Annotated in this window: 17 protein-coding genes and 6 pseudogenes; 9 read left to right on the top strand and 14 right to left on the bottom strand. The window is 68.2% G+C overall.

The annotated features are described in order from the left end of the window. Positions 1 to 186 precede the first annotated feature (186 nt). A complete protein-coding gene (locus tag ACN20J_RS49160) occupies positions 187 to 2,337 on the top strand; it encodes an MMPL family transporter (RefSeq protein WP_419668715.1) in 2,151 nt (716 codons plus the stop codon). Between the two features lie 180 nt (positions 2,338 to 2,517). Here the strand turns inward: ACN20J_RS49160 and ACN20J_RS49155 are convergent, their stop codons facing one another. Continuing rightward, positions 2,518 to 2,967 carry a hypothetical protein gene (locus tag ACN20J_RS49155; RefSeq protein ID WP_190231845.1) on the bottom strand — a complete coding sequence of 150 codons (450 nt, stop codon included), beginning with the start codon at positions 2,965 to 2,967 and terminating at the stop codon, positions 2,518 to 2,520. A 148-nt stretch (positions 2,968 to 3,115) separates the two neighbouring features. On the opposite strand from ACN20J_RS49155, the pseudogene ACN20J_RS49150 reads away from it, so the two are divergent. Continuing rightward, positions 3,116 to 3,310, top strand: a pseudogene (locus ACN20J_RS49150) (transposase); the annotation flags it as partial. A 74-nt stretch (positions 3,311 to 3,384) separates the two neighbouring features. Here ACN20J_RS49150 and ACN20J_RS49145 read toward each other — a convergent pair. Beyond that, on the bottom strand, positions 3,385 to 4,836 hold the full coding sequence (locus ACN20J_RS49145) for an ATP-binding protein (protein WP_419668714.1): 1,452 nt from the start codon (positions 4,834 to 4,836) through the stop codon (positions 3,385 to 3,387). Beyond that, on the bottom strand, positions 4,833 to 5,525 hold the full coding sequence (locus tag ACN20J_RS49140) for a response regulator transcription factor (RefSeq protein WP_281402273.1): 693 nt from the start codon (positions 5,523 to 5,525) through the stop codon (positions 4,833 to 4,835). Before ACN20J_RS49140 ends, ACN20J_RS49145 begins: the two co-directional genes overlap by 4 nt. A 257-nt stretch (positions 5,526 to 5,782) precedes the next feature. Between ACN20J_RS49140 and ACN20J_RS49135 the strand changes: the two are divergent. After that, positions 5,783 to 6,025 (top strand): annotated as a pseudogene (locus ACN20J_RS49135) (transposase); the annotation flags it as partial. Between the two features lie 62 nt (positions 6,026 to 6,087). Continuing rightward, a complete protein-coding gene (locus tag ACN20J_RS49130; RefSeq protein ID WP_189845706.1) occupies positions 6,088 to 6,468 on the top strand; it encodes a transposase in 381 nt (126 codons plus the stop codon). Between the two features lie 361 nt (positions 6,469 to 6,829). On the opposite strand, the gene ACN20J_RS49125 is transcribed toward ACN20J_RS49130, so the two are convergent. The 7 genes and pseudogenes from ACN20J_RS49125 to ACN20J_RS49095 all read right to left on the bottom strand — a co-directional run. Next, complete coding sequence (locus ACN20J_RS49125; protein WP_419668713.1) at positions 6,830 to 8,065, bottom strand: FAD-dependent oxidoreductase; 1,236 nt, start codon at positions 8,063 to 8,065, stop codon at positions 6,830 to 6,832. Between the two features lie 100 nt (positions 8,066 to 8,165). Further along, positions 8,166 to 9,710, bottom strand: coding sequence for an MDR family MFS transporter (locus ACN20J_RS49120; protein WP_419668712.1), 1,545 nt, complete (start codon positions 9,708 to 9,710; stop codon positions 8,166 to 8,168). Positions 9,711 to 9,969: 259 nt separating this feature from the next. After that, complete coding sequence (locus tag ACN20J_RS49115; protein WP_419668711.1) at positions 9,970 to 10,587, bottom strand: hypothetical protein; 618 nt, start codon at positions 10,585 to 10,587, stop codon at positions 9,970 to 9,972. 66 nt (positions 10,588 to 10,653) lie between these two features. Next, positions 10,654 to 10,785 carry a hypothetical protein gene (locus ACN20J_RS49110; protein ID WP_419668710.1) on the bottom strand — a complete coding sequence of 44 codons (132 nt, stop codon included), beginning with the start codon at positions 10,783 to 10,785 and terminating at the stop codon, positions 10,654 to 10,656. A gap of 51 nt (positions 10,786 to 10,836) precedes the next feature. Next, on the bottom strand, positions 10,837 to 11,526 hold the full coding sequence (locus ACN20J_RS49105; protein ID WP_419668709.1) for a TetR/AcrR family transcriptional regulator: 690 nt from the start codon (positions 11,524 to 11,526) through the stop codon (positions 10,837 to 10,839). 313 nt (positions 11,527 to 11,839) lie between these two features. Then, positions 11,840 to 12,226, bottom strand: a pseudogene (locus ACN20J_RS49100) (transposase family protein); the annotation flags it as partial. Between the two features lie 24 nt (positions 12,227 to 12,250). Continuing rightward, positions 12,251 to 12,688, bottom strand: a pseudogene (locus ACN20J_RS49095) (carbohydrate binding domain-containing protein); the annotation flags it as partial. A gap of 572 nt (positions 12,689 to 13,260) precedes the next feature. Between ACN20J_RS49095 and ACN20J_RS49090 the strand changes: the two are divergent. The 3 genes and pseudogenes from ACN20J_RS49090 to ACN20J_RS49080 form a co-directional block, all read left to right on the top strand. Then, positions 13,261 to 13,353: pseudogene (locus ACN20J_RS49090) on the top strand (IS200/IS605 family transposase); the annotation flags it as partial. 183 nt (positions 13,354 to 13,536) lie between these two features. Further along, entirely contained in the window at positions 13,537 to 14,070 is a 534-nt protein-coding gene (locus ACN20J_RS49085; protein ID WP_419668708.1) for a YrhB domain-containing protein, read from the top strand. 233 nt (positions 14,071 to 14,303) lie between these two features. Further along, positions 14,304 to 14,651 (top strand): hypothetical protein, encoded by a 348-nt coding sequence (locus ACN20J_RS49080; protein ID WP_419668707.1) that lies wholly within the window; start codon positions 14,304 to 14,306, stop codon positions 14,649 to 14,651. Between the two features lie 303 nt (positions 14,652 to 14,954). On the opposite strand, the gene ACN20J_RS49075 is transcribed toward ACN20J_RS49080, so the two are convergent. Further along, positions 14,955 to 15,704, bottom strand: coding sequence for an SDR family oxidoreductase (locus ACN20J_RS49075; protein WP_364195575.1), 750 nt, complete (start codon positions 15,702 to 15,704; stop codon positions 14,955 to 14,957). A 156-nt stretch (positions 15,705 to 15,860) separates the two neighbouring features. After that, positions 15,861 to 16,249: pseudogene (locus tag ACN20J_RS49070) on the bottom strand (hypothetical protein). Between the two features lie 143 nt (positions 16,250 to 16,392). On the opposite strand from ACN20J_RS49070, the gene ACN20J_RS49065 reads away from it, so the two are divergent. Both ACN20J_RS49065 and ACN20J_RS49060 read left to right on the top strand, forming a co-directional pair. Further along, positions 16,393 to 16,710 (top strand): putative quinol monooxygenase, encoded by a 318-nt coding sequence (locus ACN20J_RS49065; protein WP_189845695.1) that lies wholly within the window; start codon positions 16,393 to 16,395, stop codon positions 16,708 to 16,710. Between the two features lie 99 nt (positions 16,711 to 16,809). Next, positions 16,810 to 17,778, top strand: coding sequence for an alpha/beta hydrolase (locus ACN20J_RS49060; RefSeq protein WP_419668706.1), 969 nt, complete (start codon positions 16,810 to 16,812; stop codon positions 17,776 to 17,778). 373 nt (positions 17,779 to 18,151) lie between these two features. On the opposite strand, the gene ACN20J_RS49055 is transcribed toward ACN20J_RS49060, so the two are convergent. Together ACN20J_RS49055 and ACN20J_RS49050 are read right to left on the bottom strand one after the other, a co-directional pair. Further along, on the bottom strand, positions 18,152 to 19,654 hold the full coding sequence (locus ACN20J_RS49055) for a sensor histidine kinase (protein WP_419668705.1): 1,503 nt from the start codon (positions 19,652 to 19,654) through the stop codon (positions 18,152 to 18,154). Further along, positions 19,647 to 20,327, bottom strand: a complete 681-nt coding sequence (locus tag ACN20J_RS49050; protein ID WP_189845692.1) for a response regulator transcription factor — start codon at positions 20,325 to 20,327, stop codon at positions 19,647 to 19,649. Before ACN20J_RS49050 ends, ACN20J_RS49055 begins: the two co-directional genes overlap by 8 nt. Positions 20,328 to 20,841 lie beyond the last annotated feature (514 nt).

Raw genomic sequence — 20,841 nt, 5'->3', positions numbered from 1 at the left:
GACAGCGGCGCGGACGATTCACCGCGACGCACCCACCCATCCACCCGCCCATCAAGACATCGATGATCAACATCACCATCCACAACGGACGTTGGTTGCCTCACAGGCTCTAACGGTCGTCTCAGGTTCGCTCGTTAGGAAGTACGCATCAGACAAGCGATGCAACCCGTATGTAGGAGGCTAGTGATGGCAGTCAACTCAGCGCCGTCCGGGGAAGCGCCGGCCGGTCGGTTGGCAGGCCGGTGGGTGCCCTGGTTGGTGATTGGCTTGTGGTTGGCGCTGGCGGTGTTCATGGTGCCGCTGAGCGGAAAGTTGAGTTCGGTCACCACCGACAGCGCCGTGGACACCCTGCCGGCCAGTGCCGAGTCCACCAAGGTGGCGGTGCTGGACGACAGTCTCCCCGAGGGTGACGCCAGCGAGTTCGTCTTCGTGTACCACCGCGACGGCGACATGACCGACGCCGACCGCGCGACGGTCGCGCGCCACTACAACACCCTTGCCAAGCGGTACCCACCGAAGGCGACGGCGGCGGCCGACGAGGACGACGAAGGCCCACCGATGAGCCCCTCCGCCGACGGCAAGGCGATGACATTCACCCTCGAGGTGAGCACGACCTACGGCGCACCGGAGGACATCGTCGGCCCGTTGCGTGACGCCGCGAAGGACCGCCCCGCCGGCCTGGAACTCGACGTGACCGGCCCGGGCGCGATCGACGGCGACATGGATGCCGTCTTCGACGGCATCGACGTGCAGGTCCTCCTCACCACCATCGTCGTCGTCACGCTCCTGCTCATCCTCACCTACCGCAGCCCGGTGTTGTGGATCATCCCACTGGTGGCCGTCGGCGCGGCCGCACTGACCTCGATGGGAACCGTCTACCTGCTCGTCAAGGGCTTCGGCATCGTGGTCAACGACCAGAACTCGGCGCTGCTGACAATCCTGGTGTTCGGCGTCGGCACGGACTACGCGCTGTTGCTCATCGCTCGATATCGGGAGGCACTGCACCACCATGAGAACGTCCGGGTCGCGATGGTCCACGCGCTACGCGGCGCGGCGCCGGCCATCGTCGCGTCCGCGGCCACCGTGGTCGCCGGCCTGCTCTGCCTGCTCGTCGCGGACCTGAACAGCACCAGCGGGTTGGGCCCGATCGGTGCGGCCGGCATCCTGTGCGCGCTGGTGGCCATGCTGACGCTTTTCCCGGCGGTGCTCGTGGTGCTCGGCAGGCGGATCTTCTGGCCGGCCGTCCCGCGGATCAGCACGGCCATGGAGGAGAAGCCGGGGCTGTGGGGACGGCTCGGCACCGCCATCAGCCGCCGCCGGTGGGTGGCGACACTCGGCTCGCTCGGAGTCCTCGGCGTGCTCGCCCTCGGGCTGGCAGGCAACACCGGCAACCTGCGGGAGCAGGACCAGTTCATGTCCGCGCCGGAGTCGGTCACCGGATTCACCGTTCTCCGCCAGCACTTCCCGGAGCTCGGCGGCCAGCCGATGACGGTCTTCACGCGGCCGGCACACCAGGAGCGGGTGCTCGACATCGTCAAGGACACTCGCGGTGTGGCCCAGGCGATCCCGGAGCAGACCAGCGGTGGCTGGGCCAACATCTCCGTGTTCCCGAAGGATGCGCCGGACACCGTCGCGGAGTACGACACGATCAAGCGGGTGCGCACCGCCGTGCACGCGGTGAGCGGGGCGGAGGCGATCGTCGGCGGGCCGAGTGCGGAGAACCTCGACACCGAGGTGACCACCAAGCGCGACGAGAAGCTGGTGATCCCGCTGGTGCTCGTCGTCGTCCTGATCGTCCTCGGGCTGCTGCTGCGCGCGATCCTGGCCCCGCTGGTCCTGATGGCCACCGTGATCGTCTCGTTCGCCGCGGCCTTCGGCGGCAGCGTGTTCGTCTTCGACACGATCCTCGGGTTCAAGGGCATCGACAATTCGGTGCCGCTGCTGGCATTCCTGTTCCTGGTGGCACTCGGCGTCGACTACAACATCTTCCTGGCCAGCCGGGCCCGCGAGGAGACCGTGCGCCTCGGCACCAGAGAGGGCATGCTCAAAGCCCTCTCCGCCACCGGTGGCGTCATCACCTCGGCAGGCCTGGTCCTGGCAGCCACGTTCGCGGTCCTCGCCACACTTCCGCTGGTAATGCTGATCGAGGTCGGGTTCCTGGTCGCCTTCGGCGTGCTGCTCGACGCCCTGCTGGTGCGGTCGGTCCTGGTACCCGCCCTCACCCTGCTGATCGGCCGGCGGATCTGGTGGCCGAGCCGGCTGTCCCGTCCAGCGACGGAGTTGCCGGACGTTCGACAGCAGCTCGCCGACGATGAGGAGCCCGCGCTGCAACGCTGAGCGCGGCGGCACGGACGAGATCCGGGACGGGGCCCCAGACCCGTCCCGGATCTTTTCATGGGCCCGACGGCCGCTGCCCTTTGGTCCTGCGCCACGCGTCGGAGCTGGGGTCGGCGCGTGGCGGTGTCCTGCCCCGGTGAGCTTGTTCCTTAACCTCGGGGTCCGGCCAATGGCTTCGGGTCAAGTCCGCTTGCGGCTCGCGATCTCGTCAGAGAGCTGCTGCACGTGGGCGGGGTCCGCGTCCCGGGCAAGGGTGACGTAGTGGTCCATGACGGTCGGCCGGTAGCGCACGGGCATCGTCTGTCCTGGGGCGAGTCGCGTGAGCTCGGTGATCGTGAGGGCTTCGTCTGCGATACCGCGGAACGAGGTGCCGCCGGCGGTCTCCACGTCGAACATCAGGACCACGCGTGGATTGCTGTTGACCTCCCGCCAGTCGACGAGAACGCCGAGCGCAAGCACTCCCGTTCGCAGTTCCGCATTGCGCTTCCTTGCATCACTGCTCAGGAACGGGTTCGGGGCGACGCCAGGGAAGTCGGGCCCGACGCCGAGCGATTCCCGACTCAGGTCGGGCCTGAGCTGCGCCATCAAATCGTTGGGAGACGCCCTGCGCTTCTTCTTCGAACCGAACATCCCGCCCCCTCCCTCACACCGGCGCGGGAACCTCGGCCCGGCGCTTCGCCTTCACTACGATTGTATGTCGCGGCCATTCCCGACCTCCGTCGCACTCCAGGTGCAGCAGGCCCAATCGATTCGATACTGCGCCCGGACGTGGTCTCACCCCGGCCCGGTCCGCCGGGGGTTTCGGAACCTCCGCCCGCACCTGCACTGTCCGGCCAGCGTACCGAAACCCTCAACACCCGGACCGGGGAGGCCACTTGGCTCGAAGAACCGCCGCCTCGCGACTCACCACGACGTCGGGAAAACGTCCAAACGCCCCGAGAGCATCATCGAGCGCGACAGCCTCAGAGGTTAAAAGACAAGCTGAGCCGCGCGGGGCCATGCCCGAGGGCCGCCGTCTCTTGTCCTGCGCCGTGCCGCCGGGGCGGGTCAGCGGGCCGCGGTGTCCTCCCCGGCGGTGAGCCGCGCGATCGGGGCGGGCGGGGCCGCGGCCGGAAGGTCGACCCGAAGCAGCGCGCCACCGCGTGCGGAGCGGGCGACGGTGGCCCGGCCGCCGTGGGCGTCGACGACCCGCTGCACGATCGACAGCCCCAGACCGGATCCCGGCAACGCCCGGGCGCTGTCGGCACGGTAGAACCGGTCGAACACCCGCGGTACGTCGGCGGCGTCGATGCCCGGCCCGGCGTCGTCGACCTCGAGCACCGCCGACGCGCCCTCGGCACGGAGCCGGACCTGGACCGGCTGGTCCGCGGGGGACCACTTGCCGGCGTTGTCGATGAGGTTGAGCACCGCCCGCTGGAGCGCAGCGGGACGCCCGCTCACCCACACGGAGGTCACATCGAGCGCGACCTCGATGTCGGGCACGCGGGAACGCGCCCGGGCCGCGGCGGCCACCACCACATCGGCGAGGTCGAGCAGCTCGGTGTTCTCGTCGCTGACGTCACCGCGCGCCAGGTCGGTCAACTCGGCGGCAAGGGTGCTCAACTCGGCCACCTGGGCGCCGAGATCGTTGAGCAGCCGGGTCCGGCTCTCCGCCGGCAGTGCGCTGTTCAGGGTGCCGCGCCGATCGAGCCGGATCAGCAGCTCGACGTTGAGGCGCAGACTGGTGAGCGGGGTCTTGAGCTCGTGGGCCGCGTCCTCGGCGAGCAGCCGCTGGGCCCGCCGGGAGTCCCGGAGCGCGGCGAGCATGTCGTTGATCGACTGGATCAGCCGCCGGACCTCCCCACCGCCCTCATCCGGGATGTCGGCGTCGAGATCCCGGGTGTGCGCGACACGTACCGCGGCGGCGGTCAGCCGGTCGATCGGTGCCAGCCCGGTCCGCGCCACGGTCCGCCCGACAAGGGCGCCGCCGGCCACGCAGAGCAGCCCGATCAGCAGCATGCCAAACCCGAACTGGTTGATCGGGCTGTCGTCGGCGACGTGGGCCACCTGGACCGCGCCGTCGCCCGCCCGCAGCGTGTAGATGAGGTAGCCGTCCTCGTCGCTGTCCTTCGACTCCATCAGGTCAGCCGACGCGCCCTGCGCCACGCGCCCGGCGTGCTCGCTGACGGGGGGCAGCGCGGGTTGGCCGGCCGGCGTCCGGGTCGAGCCGTCGGGCAGGATGACCCGCACCAGCCGCCCGGATCCGGGATACGGCGGTAGCTGGACCTGCGCCAGACCGGCGCGCTCCGCGTTCGTCGCCAGGACACGGGAGTCGGCGCGTAGCTGATTCTCGGCGGTGTCCCGCAGCTCCCAGCCCAGTAGCTCGCTGGCCACCTGGAAGGCCACGAACACGCTGACCGCAATGGCCGTCGCCGCGATCACCGTCAGCCTGCCCCGCAGGGACCGCCGACGCCACCATCGGGTCAGCCGGCCCGGTTCCCGGCCGGCGGGCCTGCTCACGGAGGAGTCTCCCGCAACGTGTATCCCAGGCCGCGCAGCGTGTAGATCAATCGCGGCTCACCCTCGGCCTCCATCTTGCGGCGCAAGTAGCTCACGTACACCTGGAGGTTGTTGGCGGTGGCGCTCATGTCGAAGCCCCAGATCGCCTCGAACAGCGCGTCGCGGGTCAAGACCCGGGTCGCGTTGCGCACGAAGACCTGCAGGAGGGAGAACTCGGTCCGGGTCAGGCGCAGCGGCCGCCCGCCCCGCCACGCCTCGAACCTGTCGGGATCGAGCCGGACGTCGGCGAACGACAGGATCTGCGACTCCCCGTCGGTTGGCGTGCGCCGGCGCAGCAGGGCCCGCACCCGGGCCAGCAACTCCTCGGTGGCGAACGGCTTGGGCAGGTAGTCGTCGGCGCCCGCGTCCAGCCCCGCGACCCGGTCGGAGACCTGGTCGCGGGCGGTCAGCATCAGCACCGGCAGATCCCGACCCGCGGCCCGCAACCGCCGGCAGGTCTCCAACCCGCCGAGGCGGGGCATCATCACGTCGAGGATCAGCAGATCCAGCGTGTCACCGCCGGCCCCACCGAACCCGTCGAGCACGGCGAGACCGTTGGCGACGGTGCTGGTGTCGTAACCCTCGACCTGGAGCACCCGCTCCAGCGACTCACGGATGGCCACTTCATCATCCGCGATCATGATCCGCACGCCGGCCCGCCCCCTTCCAGTCGATGCTTTTCCGCTCATTGTCCCCGATCAACCTGAGACCAGGATTAGGACGTCGCTGGGGACCGCGCTCTCAGCTTGATGTTGACCCATGGTGGTCGGTGGTGACCCCTGGTTGGCCATGGGAGCAGCTCTTGGTCGAGGGTCTTCTTGGCGAGGGAAGAGCATCAATACCAAGGGCTGCCTCGTTGAACAGTGCGCATGACGTGTGTCCGGTGGACGCGGCCGCGTAGCCGACGGTGAATCAGAGTCGGATCGACGTGCAGCTGTTGCGGACCGCGCTGGCCGGGCTCACCCTTCCTCGTGCTGTTGACGGCCGGTTGATGCTGGCGGTGGACATCAGCGCGTGGCTACGCCCGGACGCAGCGACGAGCCCGGACCGGTGGTTCTGTCACGTGTACGGCCGTGGCCGCAACAAAGATCAGCTGATTCCGGGGTGGCCGTACTCGTTCGTGGCCGCGTTGGAGCCCGGCCGCATCTCGTGGACGCAGGTCCTGGACGCGGTCCGGCTGGGGCCGAATGATGACGTTGCGCAGTCACGGCGGTGCAGGTCCGCCAGGTGGCGCGACGGCTGGTCACGGCCGGGCAGTGGCGTCACGGTGATCCGGATGTGCTGGTCGTGTTCGACGCCGGTTGTGACCTGGCCCGATTGGCCTTCCTGCTCGCAGACATGCCCGTGGAGGTCCTGGGTTGGCTGCGGTCGGACCGGGTGTTCCGGCTGCCCGCACCACCGCGGGCCGAAGGGACGATCGGTCGGCCCGTCAAGCACGGCGGCGAGTTCCACATCGCTGATACCGACATGTGGCCGGACGCGGACGTTGCCACACTCACCGACACCAGCCGTTACGGCATGGCGTCCGCGACCGGGTGGGATCGGTTGCATCCCCGGTTGACGCGCCGCGCGGTGGCTGGACTACGACGGTGATCTGCCGGCGTTGGAAGGCACTTTGATCCGCTTCGTCGTGGACCACCTGCCGAGCGATAGTGACCCGAGACCGTTGCGGTTGTGGTCTTCACGCGTGGGCACGTCATCCTCGTATGTAGACCGGTTGTGGCAGATGTTCCTGTGCCGCTTCAGCCTTGAGCACAGCCCCTCGGCTGGACCGCGCCGAGGCTCCGAACGGCCGCAGCGCCCCGGTCAGCGCGCGGCTCGTCACCCTCGTACACGAGGCAGATGACGGATCCCGTCGGCAGGAGCCTGCGTCCGAGGCCGCCGTCTGATGGACGTCGACGCCCTTGGGCAGTAACGGCATGTGAGCCAGGCGCATACGCAGTTGGCGTGCGGTTCAGGCAGGGTCCGCGGGAGCCGCCGAGAAGATGCTGATGAGCTGGTCGATCGGGTTCTGGCTGAAGCAGAGTTCGAGCCCGTCGGCGGATTCCTGGGCCGTCTCCTGGCTGCGCCGGAAGAGCCCTTCCTCGTAGACGGCAAGAGCCTTCTCGGTGTCGCTTTCGTGATCGGCGAGGGCCTCGCCGAGTTCGGCACCGTCCAGCATGGCCAGGTTGGCGCCCTCGCCGGCGAACGGTGACATGACGTGTGCGGCGTCGCCGAGGAGGGTGACGCCGGGGACGCGGTCCCAACGGTGGCCGATCGGCAGGGCGTTGATCTTGCGCGGGACGAGAGCGGTGTCCGATGTGGCGAGCAGCGCCGTGAGGCTGTCGTCCCAGCCGTCGAACTGCGCGAGTACGGCCGCCTTGGCGGCTTCGGCGTCGGTGAAGTCGATGGTGTCGAGCCAACTCTCGTCGGCCCGCAGCGCGGTGTAGATGTGCAGGCTGCCGTCGGTCTGATGGTGGGCGAAGAAGCCCTTGTTCTCCTGGAGCGCGAAGAGCGCACCGTCGCCGACGACGGCGAGGCTGTCGGGGTGGTCGGTGGTGTTTTTTTTTTTTTTTTTTTTTTTTTTTTTTTTTTTTTTTTTTTTTTTTTTTTTTTTTTTTTTTTTTTTTTTTTTTTTTTTTTTTTCGGCATGGAGGAGATTGGTTTCGATGAAAGAGATGCCGGTGTAGGCGGGCCAGGCGTCCGAGACCAGGGGGCGGATACGGGACCAGGCTCCGTCGGCGCCGATGAGCAGGTCGGTGGTGTGGGTGGTGCCGTCGGCGAAGGTGATCTCATGCCGGCCGCCGGCAAGCGGGCGCGCGGCCGTGACCTTGTGGTCCCAGTGGACGGTGGTCTCGGGAAGCGAGTCGAGCAGCAGGTCGCGCAGTTGTCCGCGGTCGACTTCGGGGCGGTCGCCGGTGCCGTCGTCGGGCTCTTCCCAGTGGACGGTGGCGTGCTTGTCGAGTACGCGGGTGGCCTCGCCGCCGGAGTGCACCAGTGAGCGGAAGTCGTCGTAGAGGCCGGCGGCGCGCAGGGCGATCTGGCCGTTGTGGGTGTGGATGTCGAGCATGCCGCCCTGGGTGCGGGCGTGCCGGTCGGCTTCGAGGTCGAAGACGGCTGCTTCGATGCCGTTGACGTGAAGGACGCGGGCCAGGGTCAGTCCGCCGAGTCCGGCGCCGACGATGGCGATGGGGTGGTGGGGGGTGTTCATGGTGACTCCCTTCGTACCGGCATGAGCCGGCGGTGGGTCCCGGCGTGTTCGTACCCGGGATGGACGTGGAGGAAGGTGTAAGCGTCGCCTGGCGGGTGGGTCAGGCGGTCCTGGCCGGTTGGGCCTTGGGCTGAGGCGCGCTGTCGGGCCTGCCGCGCAAGGGGACTTCCTTGATGAACAGCGCGGCGACGAAGGCGACCCCGGCGCAGAGGGCGCCGATCAGAAAGATCTGCTGGGTGCCGTGGGCCACCGCGTGCAGGTAGGCGTCCTTGGCCGCCCGGGTCATCCCCTCGGCAGCCGAGGTGTCCGTGTGCCCGCCGCCCTCGGCCGGAGCACCTGCGCGGCCCTGGATGGCGCGGGTGAACAGAGATCCGAAGACCGCGACGCCGAGGGAGCCGCCCAGGGTGCGGAAGAGGCTGGTGGACGCGGAGGCCGCGCCCATGTCCCGCAGCTCGACGGCGTTCTGGGCGATGGTGTTGGCCATCTGGATGGTGAAGCCGGTGCCTATGCCGACCAGGACCATGTAGGCACTGGTGGTGAAGCGCGACGTGGCGGTGTCCATCGTGGACAACAGTCCCATGCCGATGGCGAGTGAGGCGGCACCCACGACGGGGAAGATCTTGTACTTGCCGGTCTTCGTCATCACCTTGCCCGCGACCAAGGACGCGGCGACGGTGCCGACCATCATCGGAAGCAGCAGCAGTCCGGAGTTGGAAGCGGATACCCCCTGCACACTCTGCTGGTACAGGGGCAGGTAGAGCGTGGCGCCGAACATGGCCACACCGGCGACGACGAGCAGCACTGCGGAGATCGGGAAGTTGCGGTGCCCGGTGAAGATCCGCGGCGGCAGCAGCGGTTCGGCGGCCCGCTTCTGCGAAGCGATGAAGGCGATGAGCAGCACCACGGACGCCGCTGCGAGCGACATGATCTGCCAGGAGCCCCAGGCGTAGGTGCTGCCCGCCCAGGTCGCGGCCATGACCACGGCACTGATCATCGCGGTCATCAGGGTGATGCCGAGCCAGTCGATCGCGACCTTGCCACGGCGGGTGGCCGGCAGGTGCAGGAGCATCCCGCACCACGCCAGGCAGATCAGGCCGAGGGGGATGTTGATGTAGAAGGCCCAGCGCCAGCCGAGGTGACCGGTGACGACACCGCCCAGCAGCGGGCCGCCGATACCGCCGACGGCCTGGGTGATCGCCACCATTCCCTGGTACTTGCCGCGCTCGCGGGGCGGCAGCAGGACACCGATCAGGGCGAAGGCCCCGGCCATCAGGCCGCCGGCCCCGATGCCCTGCAGGGCACGGAAGCCGATCAGCTCGCCCATCGAGGACGCCTGACCGGACAGCACCGAGCCGATCATGAACACCACGATCGAGCCCAGGAACATGTGCTTGCGATTGAACAGGTCGCCCATCTTGCCCCACACCGGGGTGGAGCAGGCGGCGGTCAGGGTGTAGGCGGTGACGACCCAGGAGATGTGGTCGATGCCGCCGATATCCGCGACGACCGTGGGCATGGCCGTGCCGACGATGAGGCCGTCCAGCATCGACAGCAGCATCGCCAACAGGATGCCGAGCATGATCCAGCGGATGTTCTTCGGCACGGCGGGTGGGTCGTCGGCCGTGGGTGCGGTGGGTGCGGACATGGCTGGTCACCTCTTTCGGAGACACGGGGAAGTCGACTCCATTCATCGTAACGAACATGTTCGCCACGAACAAGTTCGTGCCGGAGAGGGTGCATCGCCGCAGGCGATGTCGAAGAGCGTGCGAAGCGGAAGCTCATACCGAGGCCGATGACCGGGACGGGCGGGACGAGGGCCCAGATGTTCACGTCGGTGCCGTCGGCCTGGACGAGCGCGAGGGTCCAGCCGCCACCGATCAGGGCCAGGAGCAGACCCGCGAGGATCAGGTTGCGGCCGAGCTCGGACATGAGGGGGCGGACGACGAAGGACGCGACGATGATGCCGACGGCGATCGGGGTGATCGACAGTGCGGCCTGCGACGGCGTACGGCCCATGCCCTCCCGCAGGAACAGCGAGATGACGTACATCGGTCCGCTGACCACGGCGAAGTAGCCCAGCCCCATCGCAAGCCCGGAGGTGAAGCCGCGGTTCTTGAGCAGGCTGGCCTCAACAGTGGATCGGCGGCGCTGGTCTGACGTCGGCAGAGCAGGGCGAACGCGAGCGTGCCGACCGCCAAGGACGTAATGGCCAGGGCACCCCGGCCGTCGGTCGAGCCCTCGATGAGGCCGAATATCCAGGCGAGCATGGTCAGCGCGAGCAATCCGGAGCCGCGTGCGTCGATGACGGTGGACCGCTCGCCCTGGCCGGTGGGCAGTACGCGGACGGCGGCGACGAACGCGGCGATGCTGAGCGCGATGTCGATGAGGAACATGAACCGCCAGCCGGCCGCGTCCACCAGGAAGCCGCCCAGGATGGGTCCGGCCACGGTGGCGATGCCGAGCAGTGGGCCGAAGATGCTGAACGCCTCGCGCAGCACGTCCCGCTCGAAGTTGCGGTTCATGCTGCGCGAGGCCCTGCGGAATTGTGAGGGCGCCGAAGGAACCCTGCACCACACGGGCCGCGATGGTCATTGCCGGGTCGGTGGAAACAGTCCGCAGGCCGCCGAGGCGAGGGTGAAGCCCGCGAGGCCGATCAGGAAGAGGCGGCACTGGCCGAACTTGTCGCCGAGCCGTCCGCCGAGCACCGGGAGCACGCCCATCGGCCCGACCCCGGCCGTAAGGATCGTACGGCTAAGGGCGGTCCTAGCAGGTCAGGGTGTGGCGCGTGGTGTGTGCAGAATGCCGTTGAGGAGCATCTGCACACCCCACGTCTGACGCGTCTGCGGAGTCCCCGACAGCAGGTCGGAACCGAGGGCGGCGATGTGGGGCGCCTCGGCCGCGGAGGCGTTCTCCACGGCGGCGGCGACCGCGCTCCACTCCTCCCCGGAGCCCGGCGCATCGTCCCGCCCGGCGTGCTCGGCCGCGCTGGCGGTGGCCACCTGAAGCAGTACGTCCACACCCCAGGCCGCCTGGCCGTCCGGCACTCCCCCCTCGCTGAGCAGCGCCAGCAGTGCCTCCAGCAGTTTCAGATAATTGGGGCCCGAAGGCCGGGCGACCAGGGCCGCCTGGGCGAGGCTCGGGTGCTGGTGAAGGAGACGGCTGTAGGACGTGAGGACGGCCTCGATACGCTCGCGCCAGTCTCCGCTCGCGGCGGCCGACTCCAGGTCGACCTCGCCCAGCAGTTCGTCGAGGATCGCCGCGTGCAGCTCGGCGGTGTTGGCCACGTAGACGTACAGCGATGCCGGGCCCGTATCGAGCTCCTTGGCCAGCCGGCGCATCGTGACTCGCTGCAGCCCCTCGGCACGCATGATGCGCACCGCACTCGAGATGATTCCGGCACGGGTCAGGGCCGGCTTGGCAGGACGCTCACGGCGGCTGAGAGGCTGAGATCTTGCAGTCATGCCACGAGCCTACCGAACATGTTCGTACCGAGCGGGAACTCGTAGCTTCACGCTCTTGGCCGACGTCAAACACGGTCTGGGCCTGGTTCGGGGCGAGGGAGCTGAACGCGCCCGTCGAGCGAGCGGCGAGGAGTCGGTCGTCCTCCACGACCCTCCACCGTTCCACCGTTCCACCGCAAGGACCAGAGTGGGGCAGCCGAACACCGCCCTGACCACTCGACGAGCACCGCGCATGTTTGCGGCCGGGCCCGCCGGTTTGCGGAGTGTGCGGGTCGCGTCGGATGGACAAGAGGGTCATCCCAGTTCCATGCAGCGCAGCCACATTCCGGTCGCGGACCGGGATCAGCGTGCCGTCCACGATCCGCGTCTGGTCTGAGGCATCGGCTGGGCCGGAGACCGGCTCAGCGTGAACAGCGGCCCAGCCGTTGGACGACCCGTCACACCGTGGAAGAGGAGACGCGAAACAGCGGGCCCAGCTGCCGCATCGTCAGGTTCGTGCGGTGGTACACCGCGACCACCAGCACCCGCTCGGCCAGCGGCAGAGGCCACGGCCGACCCTGCGCATGGTGCCGTTGCCACCACGCTCCCGCACCGCCTTCAACAGGCTTGCGAAATGCGTCACTTGCAGCCCGGTGAACGTCTCCACCCACACCCGGTCAGCCTCAACTCCCCAGCCATGCCAAGGAGATGGCCGGGCCACGACCTTGTGCGGCACGCTTCAGGCGCCACCGCCGCCAGGTCCGTCCAGGGTGATGTCGTCGGCGTAGTACCTGCCCTGTGCGTACCAGCCGTGGACGTAGATTGTCGCGCTGGTCTGGGAGGCGCCTGTAGTGAAGGAGACGGTCAGCGGGCTGTATGCGGAGGGGGAAGTGGCCCAGGTGGAGGCGCCGCCGTTCACGCCCAGGTAGACGTGGGAGCCGCGGATCCAGCCGCTGAGTGAGTAGGTGGTGTTCGGCCGTACCGCGACGGTCTGGTTGCACTGTGCGGTGTCGCTCGAACTCACCCTCCCCTGGAGGGCCTTGGAGCCCGCGTGGACGGGGGAAGAGACGATCGAGCCCGGGTTGCCGGGGCAGGTCCACGGCGTGAGGTTGCCCGACTCGAAGCCGGAGTTGGTCAGGACGTCGGCTGCCCCGACCGCGCCCGGGGCAGCCGACGCACTCGCTGATGGTGCGGCCGGAGTCGCGTCGGTACGGCTGGGAATCAGGAGGGAGCAGCCGAAGCCGACGACGGCCGCCGCGACGATCGCGATCACCACGGCCGCCCGGCGCTGTCCGGGTCCGAGGCGAGGGCCGTCTACGGGACGCGGCGGGCCGGCATCGCCGCCGGGTGCGGGGAGTTCCTTCGTCCTGCCGCCGGGGACAGGAGGGAGTTCCTCTGTCTCGCCGCCGGTCCGGGTGGGTGGGACGGGTGCGGCCACGGTCTCGTGGCTGCGGTAGTCCTTGTCCTGGCGTATTTCGTCGAGCAGTTGGGCCAGCGCGTCGGTGCGGCGCGGTCGCAGCACGCGAATGGGCTCCAGCGCGGGGCCGTCGTCCGGTGAGTCGGACGCGGGCGGTATGGGCACGGCGCTCTCCTTCCGTCCCGTGGCAGAGACCTGAGCTGTCCCTCGGGGACTGATACGCAACGCCCGCTCCGGAGGTTCAGCCGACGCCGCGCCCCGGGGAAGCCACACGGACACCCATGAGGTACGGGACAGCCGTACGTCGACGGGGCGTTGACGCGGACGGGTCCGAAGTCTCCCGATACCTGCGCGCGGAGTACACCTGCCGGATCAACCAGATCGGCACAGGGTCCGTGTTCTGGTCCCCGTTCTATTTCGCAAGGTCCTGAGGAGGCGCACCGCTGAGCATCGTCAAGAACTACATCGACGACCAGAAACGGTTTCTCTGATGTCAGAACGAAACGCAAAGAACTCCGGCGCTGCGCGCCTGCGGGTCAGACCGCGTTTGAGATCTCAGCGCACAGCGCCGAAGTGATCGGAGGCCCGGTTGACCTGTGGTGAATGATGAGGGCGTGATCTCCAAGGAACGCGCCGTCGAGCTCGTCGAGTCGCTGTTGGCCGCAGAGCGGCTTACATGGGCGGGTCCAGTCCGCGAGCTGGCCGTCTACAGCGTGGAGGAGCACGCGGTCGGCTGGCTCGTCTTCTGGAACTCGGCGGAGTACGCCCGCACCCGTGATCTACGCGACAACCTCGTTGGCAATGGCCCTTACCTGGTGGACCGGTACGACGGGAGCATCCACCACATCCCCTCCACCACGTGGGTGGCCGAGGACTGGCAGGAGCTCTACCTCCGGCAGATCAAGGGCGTCAAGGCGCCTGACCCGCTGGCCGCGTCTGTCCGCGCGCTCGTGAATTCCGCCGGAGTTGTGGCCGCGATGAGCCACCTCCGAAAGCAAGCCCCGCGCTTGAGCCTATGGGAGGCAAGGACCTACGTGATGGCCGTCCGGGACGGAGCCGAGCCGCCGGAAGGGCTGGCGAACCTCACCCGGGAAGAGGAGAACTGTCCGCCTCTGTCTATCAGAACGCTCGCTGGCCCGCTCCAGTAGCAGTCCGGTCGAGAGGCCGAGGTCCAGGCCGTGTTGTGCGTCCACGGCAGGTGAGTCGACGGGCCATGGCACCCGCCCCGTGCGGGCCGTTGGCCGCCCGCTGCCGGTAACTGCACCGCCTTCACCGAGTCCTGCATCAACAGAGCCTGCGGCAGGGCCACCGTCCTCGCTGACGGCGGATACCAGACCGCCGCGCGAGCCGCACGATTCGGGCAGGCCACCCACAGGCAGTCGTGGTCTGCCCGTCCATCACCGAATTGTGGAAGGAACAGGCACACAAGTACCTGCTCCAATTCGCCGAGTTGGGCGGCTACCAGTATTGCGACGCGGCAGGCATCAAGCCGTACCAACACCAGGTAGCCGACCCACCGGAAATCATGCTGGAGGCGGTGCGGAAGGGGGACCGGACCTTCCAGCAAGCGGGGTACCACCTGCCGTTGTGGAGTACGGGCATCCCCCAGACTCTGCCGCTGAACGACCCGTTGGATGGGATCCAGGCGGCCGACAACGTCAGCTTCGCAATGGCTGGCCCACGCGAAAGTGCGCGCCTGTGGCCACGGCCTACAGATCGCACTGCCTGAGAACATCTGGCAGTGCGAATTCCTCATCCCCGATGAGACGGCACCTTCTACACGGCCCGCATCCGCTGGGCCCACACGGGAACGGCAAACGTTCCGGAAGCCGCCGGTACGCAACGCGTCGAGTACCTCGACGGTCGCGCCCGAACGGTCGACTCCCAGGTCACCGAACTGATCACGGAGCGGCCAGTACTGATCACAGACGGGGCTCCGGGTCGGACTGAGCGCTGGACCGCGAGCCGGCCACTTGCCTGTGTGCGTGGCCGGTCCGTGGCATCAGTGCGGCGCCTTCATGCCTGCTGTCGGTCACTTCGCCTGGGCGAGCAAGACCGCGTCGGGACCGGCCGGGAAGCGCAGCTGGCCGGTCCTGTCGTGCACGGCCCGCCACACCGTCTCGGCAACGTCGCTCTCCTTGGTGAACACGTCCTGGCCCGTGAAGTCATCCATGGTCTTCTTCGCGAACGCTGCGTAGGGTGCCGGGACGAGCGTGTCCAGCGACCCGCCGTTCGTTGCCCTGGCTGCGAAGTTCGTCGTCAGGCAGGCACCCGGCTCGACCGTCTTGGCCTGCACACCGAACGGCGCGAGTTCGAGCGCGAGGGAGGCGGTGAACCCCTCGATGGCCATCTTGCTCGCCTTGTAGACGGCCGAGAGCGGCATGTGCCCCAGCACCACGCTGGAGGTCACGTTGACCACCACGCCGGAGCCACGCTCGCGGAACTGGGGCAGTACTGCCTGCGTCATCGCCATCACGCCGAACGTGTTGGTCTCGAAGACCTCCCGCACTCGGGCCATGGGGGTGCCCTCGAAGACGCTGATCGAAGGCACCCCCGCGTTGTTGACCAGGACATCAATGGGGCCCTCGGCCTCGAAGACGGCGGTGATGCTCTCGGGCCTGGTCACGTCGAGTTCGACGACGCGGAGCCGGTCCGACTCAGGGAGGAGGCCTGGACGCGGCGTCCGCATTGTGGCGATGACGTTCCATCCCTGCGAGTGGAAGTGGAGGGCGGTCTCCCGCCCGTACCCGGATGAGGTACCAGTGATCAGAACTGTCTTCATGTTGTGCCCCCTGCGATGTGGTGGGATCCGTGCGGGCTGGCAGGCATTTTCCTGCTCTACTGGAGAACCCGTGATCCCATTGAATCGCTCTGACCTGCGCATATAGTAGAACTATCCTCGCCGCTCCTTGCACGATCCTCCTGTTCCCCCTCCCGCTCAGGGCATGAAACCTGTCGGCACACACACGGCCGACACAGGCAGGCGGCGTCCTGGCCAGGGGTGCTCCGAACTGGCGGCGGTACTCCCGGCTCAATGCGACGGGTTGTCGTAGCCGTCGCGGCGGCCGACTCCGGTGACGTCTCCGGGGCGGGTGGCCCGCTCGCAGGGTTCGTCGAGCAGGCGCAACAGGCGTACCACCGTGTCCAGTAGCGCGGCCGGAGCGTCACCGACGGCGATCCCCCGACGATGCACCCCTCGCCGCCCCAGCGCCCGCCGCTCGGGGTCGGTCCGGGTGAACTGCCCTGTGACACAGGCAGGTCGACGGCGGTGGTCCAGTTGGGCCGGGCGTGGCGGGCCAGCAGGGTGCGGAATTCTTCGAGGTACATGCGTTCGTTGCAGCACCATTCCCCGCCATGCCGCTCATAGTCGCGAGGATCGTGCAAGTAGGAGCGAGCATCGATCTAACATTCCGGCAGGTCAGGACGTTTCAATGGAATCTCCGCACTCCATCAATGAGGAGAGACACTCCATGAACGCCAACTACGGCTTCAACGCCACTCTGACCGCCAGGCCCGGAATGGGTGGCCAGCTCGTCGACCTGCTGCTGACCGGACTGAACGAAGGCAGCCCCGGCGCGAGCGAGCACTGCCTCGTCTACCTCGTCTCCCGCTCCGCGTCCGATCCCGACGTCGTCCACGTCACCGAAGGCTGGACCAGCGAGGCGGACCACCACCGGATCTTCGCCGGCGAGGCCGCCCAGGCCATCGTGGCGCAGATCGACGGACTGCTGGCCAAGGAGTCCGAGTACACCGACTACGTCCCTGTCCGCGGCAAGGCCGCCTTCTGAGCGCCGAACACTCCACGCACCAGCCCCAGCCGACTCGGTGCCCGCCGGGGCACCCCCCTGGCCCGACCGTTCCGCCGCCACCCACGAAAGGCAACGACCATGACCACAGCACGTCCCGCCCTCGACCCCGAACTGCATGAACTCTTGGCCGACATGCCACTGATGTCCCAGCTCAGCCAGGAAGCGCTGGCTCAGGTACGCCCGTTCTCCACGATGCCCGTCGAACCCCTCCTCGAAGGTCGCGCGATCGACCGGCGTGAGATCACCGTTTCGGCCCCGGACGGCACCCCGATCCCGTTGTCTGTCTTCAGCCCCACGAAAACCGATCGCACCAGCGCCGCACCCTGCGTCTACTGGATGCACGGCGGCGGCATGGTCATGGGCGACCGCTTCTCACAGATCGACATCCCCCTGGAGTGGCTCGACGAGTTCGGCGCCGTCGTGGTCTCCGTCGACTACCGGCTCGCACCCGAGGCCACCGGCACCGCCCTGGTCGACGACTGCTACCAGGGACTGCTCTGGCTCGCCGAACACTCCGCCGAACTGGGCATCGACCCCGCCCGGATCATCGTCGCGGGCGCCAGCGCGGGCGGCGGTCTCGCCGCCGGCGTCACCCTGCTGGCCCGCGACCTCGGCACCCCGACGATCGCCGCCCAAGTCCTGATCGGCCCCATGCTCGACCACCGCAACACCAGCGCTTCCAGCCGCCAGTTCTCCGGCGGGCCCGGCGTGTGGACCCGCGAGATGAACGAGTTCGGATGGCGCTGTCTCCTCGGCGACCTCGCCGACGACGAGGTACCCGTATACGTCTCCCCCGCGCTGGCCGATGACCTCTCCGGCCTGCCGACCACCTATATCGACACCGGCTCCGCCGAGGTGTTCCGCGACGAGGACACCGACTACGCCACCCGCATCTGGGCGGCCGGCGGCCAGGCCGAACTCCACGTCTGGGCAGGCGGCTTCCACGGCTTCGACGCCCTGTACCCGCAAGCGCACATCTCGGCCACGGCCCGCCGAACCCGCACCGAGTGGCTCGCCCGTGTCCTGCACACGAACCCCACCGCATGACGCCACCGAAATCCTGATGGTGTGCATGAGCTTGGCGCTCAACATCGCGGGCTGCTCGAACCACTTCATGTCGAGGCGGAGCCGGGTCAGTACGCGCCGTTCTTCAGTTGTGCGGAGGCCTGACCACCACGGTTGGGCCTACGACGCCGAGGTCGGCGATCACGGCGAGACCGGTCGCTCGGAGTCGGCCGACCAGGTCGGCGTGGCAGCTGGCGGTGATCTCCGGGCCGCGCGCAGGGCGGGTGGTGGAGGTCCACAGCAGCCGGGATCAGGCAGGTGTCGGGTGAAGTGGATGATCGCTTCTGCGGCAGTGGCGGTGGGCGTGGTCGTCTGGTGGTCTTCCGGTTCCGAAGGGCTGCCGCGGTGAGGCGCGTCATTTCTCGGCTGGAGCGAGGGCTCGGGGAAGGCGCAGCCGAAAGCATGCTCCGAGGGTCCGTGGGGTGAGGGTGAGAGTGCCTCGGTGGCGGTGGGCCAGGTCGCGGGCGATGGCGAGGCCCAGGCCGGTGCCGCCGTGGTCGCGGGAGCGGGCGTCGTCGAGCCGGACGAAGCGTTCGAAGATGCGCTCGGCGTCCTCGGTGGGCACGCCCGGTCCGTCGTCGTGCACCGTGAGGACGACCCAGGCGTCCTGGTTCCGGACGGTGATCTGGATGCGATGTGCGGCGTGGCGGGCGGCGTTGTCGATGAGGTTGCGCAGCAGCCGTTCGTAATCGCCGGGGTTTCCCTGGGCGTGTGCGGGAGCGGTGCTGTCGCAGGTGAGGGTCAACGGGCGTTCGGTGAGGGGGTATTGCTCGGTCAGCCGGGAGGCGAGGGCTGTCAGGTCGACGGTTTCGGGGCCGGCTGTGGGGGTGCGGGTGTCGAGGCGGGCGAGGAGCAGCAGGTCTTCGGCGAGGGACTGGAGGCGGCGGGTCTGTCGTGCGGCGGTGGTGGCCGCGGCGGGCCAGTCGGTGCGTTCCGGGTAGGCGAGCGCGATTTCCAGGCTGGCCAGCAGTGTGGTGAGGGGGCTGCGCAGTTCGTGGGCGGCGTCCGCGACGAAGCGGCGTTGCTGGGCGGCGGCGTTGTCGAGGCGTTGGAGCGTGGTGTTGATGGTGGTGGCCAGGGCGGTGATCTCATGTCCCGCGGCGGGGACGGTGACACGTTCACGAGGGTCGCTCGCGGTGACCGAGGCGGTGAGGACACGGATGGCTTCGACCGGCCGCAGCGCGATACGGACGGCGAAGTAGACGGCGGCGGCGATCAGTACGAGGCCGACGAGCCCGGCCCGCAGCAGCAGGAGGTCGGTGGTCTCGGTGATTGCCTCGGCTGTGTGCGGGAGCACCACCACATAGACCCGCAGGTTGGCGTCGGCGGCGACACCCAGAGCGGCGGCCTTGTCCTTGCCCAGATAATCGGCCGGGATATCGGCCGTGACGACCTGATTGGTCCCCCCGGCTACAGAGAACTTGTCATGGGGGTCGTAGTCGGGATTCGCAGGTAGGCGAACGGTCGTAATGAGCTCGGCCCTCAAGGCCTTCGGCGGGGCGGGCATCACGTGGTGGGCGCCGGGAGCGAAGTCGTCCATGCCTCCGCCGTAGGCGACAGCGGTGCGCCGACCGGTCGCGACGACCTCGTACGGCACGGTGGTTATGGAGTCGGGGATGACACCCTGTTCCAACTTGTCGCAGAGAGCCCAGAGTTGTTCCTTGGCTTGGTCTTCGGCGATCTGCGTGCTCTGGTGGTAGACGTCGTGGTGGACCCACCAGCCGATGCCGGCCAGGATGACGGCGGTGGTCGAGGCGGCGGCCAGGGCCGCGACGGCCCGTACCGAACGCGGCCACCAACGGCGGCGCGGCTCAGTCGCGTTGACGGCCGTCCACCAGCGCCGTCTCCGCTCAGTCACGTTCACGGTCGTCCACCAGTCGGTAGCCGGTGCCCCGTACGGTCTGCAGGGACTGCCGTTGGAACGCGGAGTCCACTTTCTTGCGCAGTGCGCTCACCCGTGCCTCCACCAGGTTGGGATCCAGGGCCTCGTCGGGCCACGCGTGATAGAGGAGATCCGATTTGGAGACCGCCTGGCCCGCCCGGCGGGCCAGCAGCTCCAGTACGGCGAACTCCCGGGGTGTGAGGTCCACTCTCGCCCCGGCCCGGCGGCAGACCCGGCCGGCGACATCCAAGGAGAGGTCGCCCACGGCAAGGACGGGCGGGGCGACCGTGGCCGCTCGTCTGACCAGCGCCCGCAGCCGCGCGACGAGCACCACGTAGGAGAAGGGTTTGGCCAGGTAGTCGTCGGCCCCCGTGTCCAGGGCCTCTGCCTGATCCCACTCTCCGTCCTTGGCGGTGAGGACCAGGATGGGGGTCGCGTTGCCCTCCCGGCGCAACTGGGCGCAGACCTTGTAGCCGTTGAGTCCGGGCAGCATCAAGTCCAGTACGACAAGGGCGTATTCGCCGGTCCGGGCCATCCACAGTCCCTGCCGGCCGTCATGGGCGAGGTCGACGCTGTAGCCCTCGGCGGTCAGACCGGTGTGCAGGGTGTGGGCAAGGTCCACCTCGTCTTCGACCACCAGGATGCGCATGCGGTGCAGCTTCGCACGGCGTCGGCCCGCCTTCCTGATCGGCCGGTCAGGTTGGGTCAGCCTCCGGTCAACGAGGTCCGGGCACGCTGGCGCAGTGTCTTCGCCACTGCTGAAAGGCCTTGTCGCCGATGTCCTGTGCTGAGTTCGACATTGTCAACGATACGGAAAGGGTTCCTCAGGGACGCTCTCGGAAAGTTTCCGCTCTTTCACGCCGAAGATTCCTCACTCCCTTACTCCTGCCCGTTTCACTGTCCGCCCTTCTCGGTATATGGAGAATTCGCAGAGATGGAACCCTGTGGCATGACGAGGCGGTGACTCTGGAATTGGCTTCCCGTAGCCTGCCGGACCTGTGGCAGACGTTGGGCAACATAGACGCCGTGCATGGAGCATATTACTTTCTCATGCATGTGCTGTTTGACCTGTTCGGGACCGATCTCCTCGTACTGCGGCTTCCCTCTGTCCTCGCCTCTGCACTGGCAGCGGCGGGGGTCACAGCGCTCGGGATCCGATTGGC

The sequence above is a fragment of the Streptomyces sp. 2-1 genome (genome assembly GCF_048564895.1).
In the GTDB taxonomy this organism is placed as follows: Bacteria; Actinomycetota; Actinomycetes; order Streptomycetales; family Streptomycetaceae; genus Streptomyces; species Streptomyces phaeochromogenes.
This window is presented reverse-complemented; position numbering and strand designations above follow the sequence as displayed.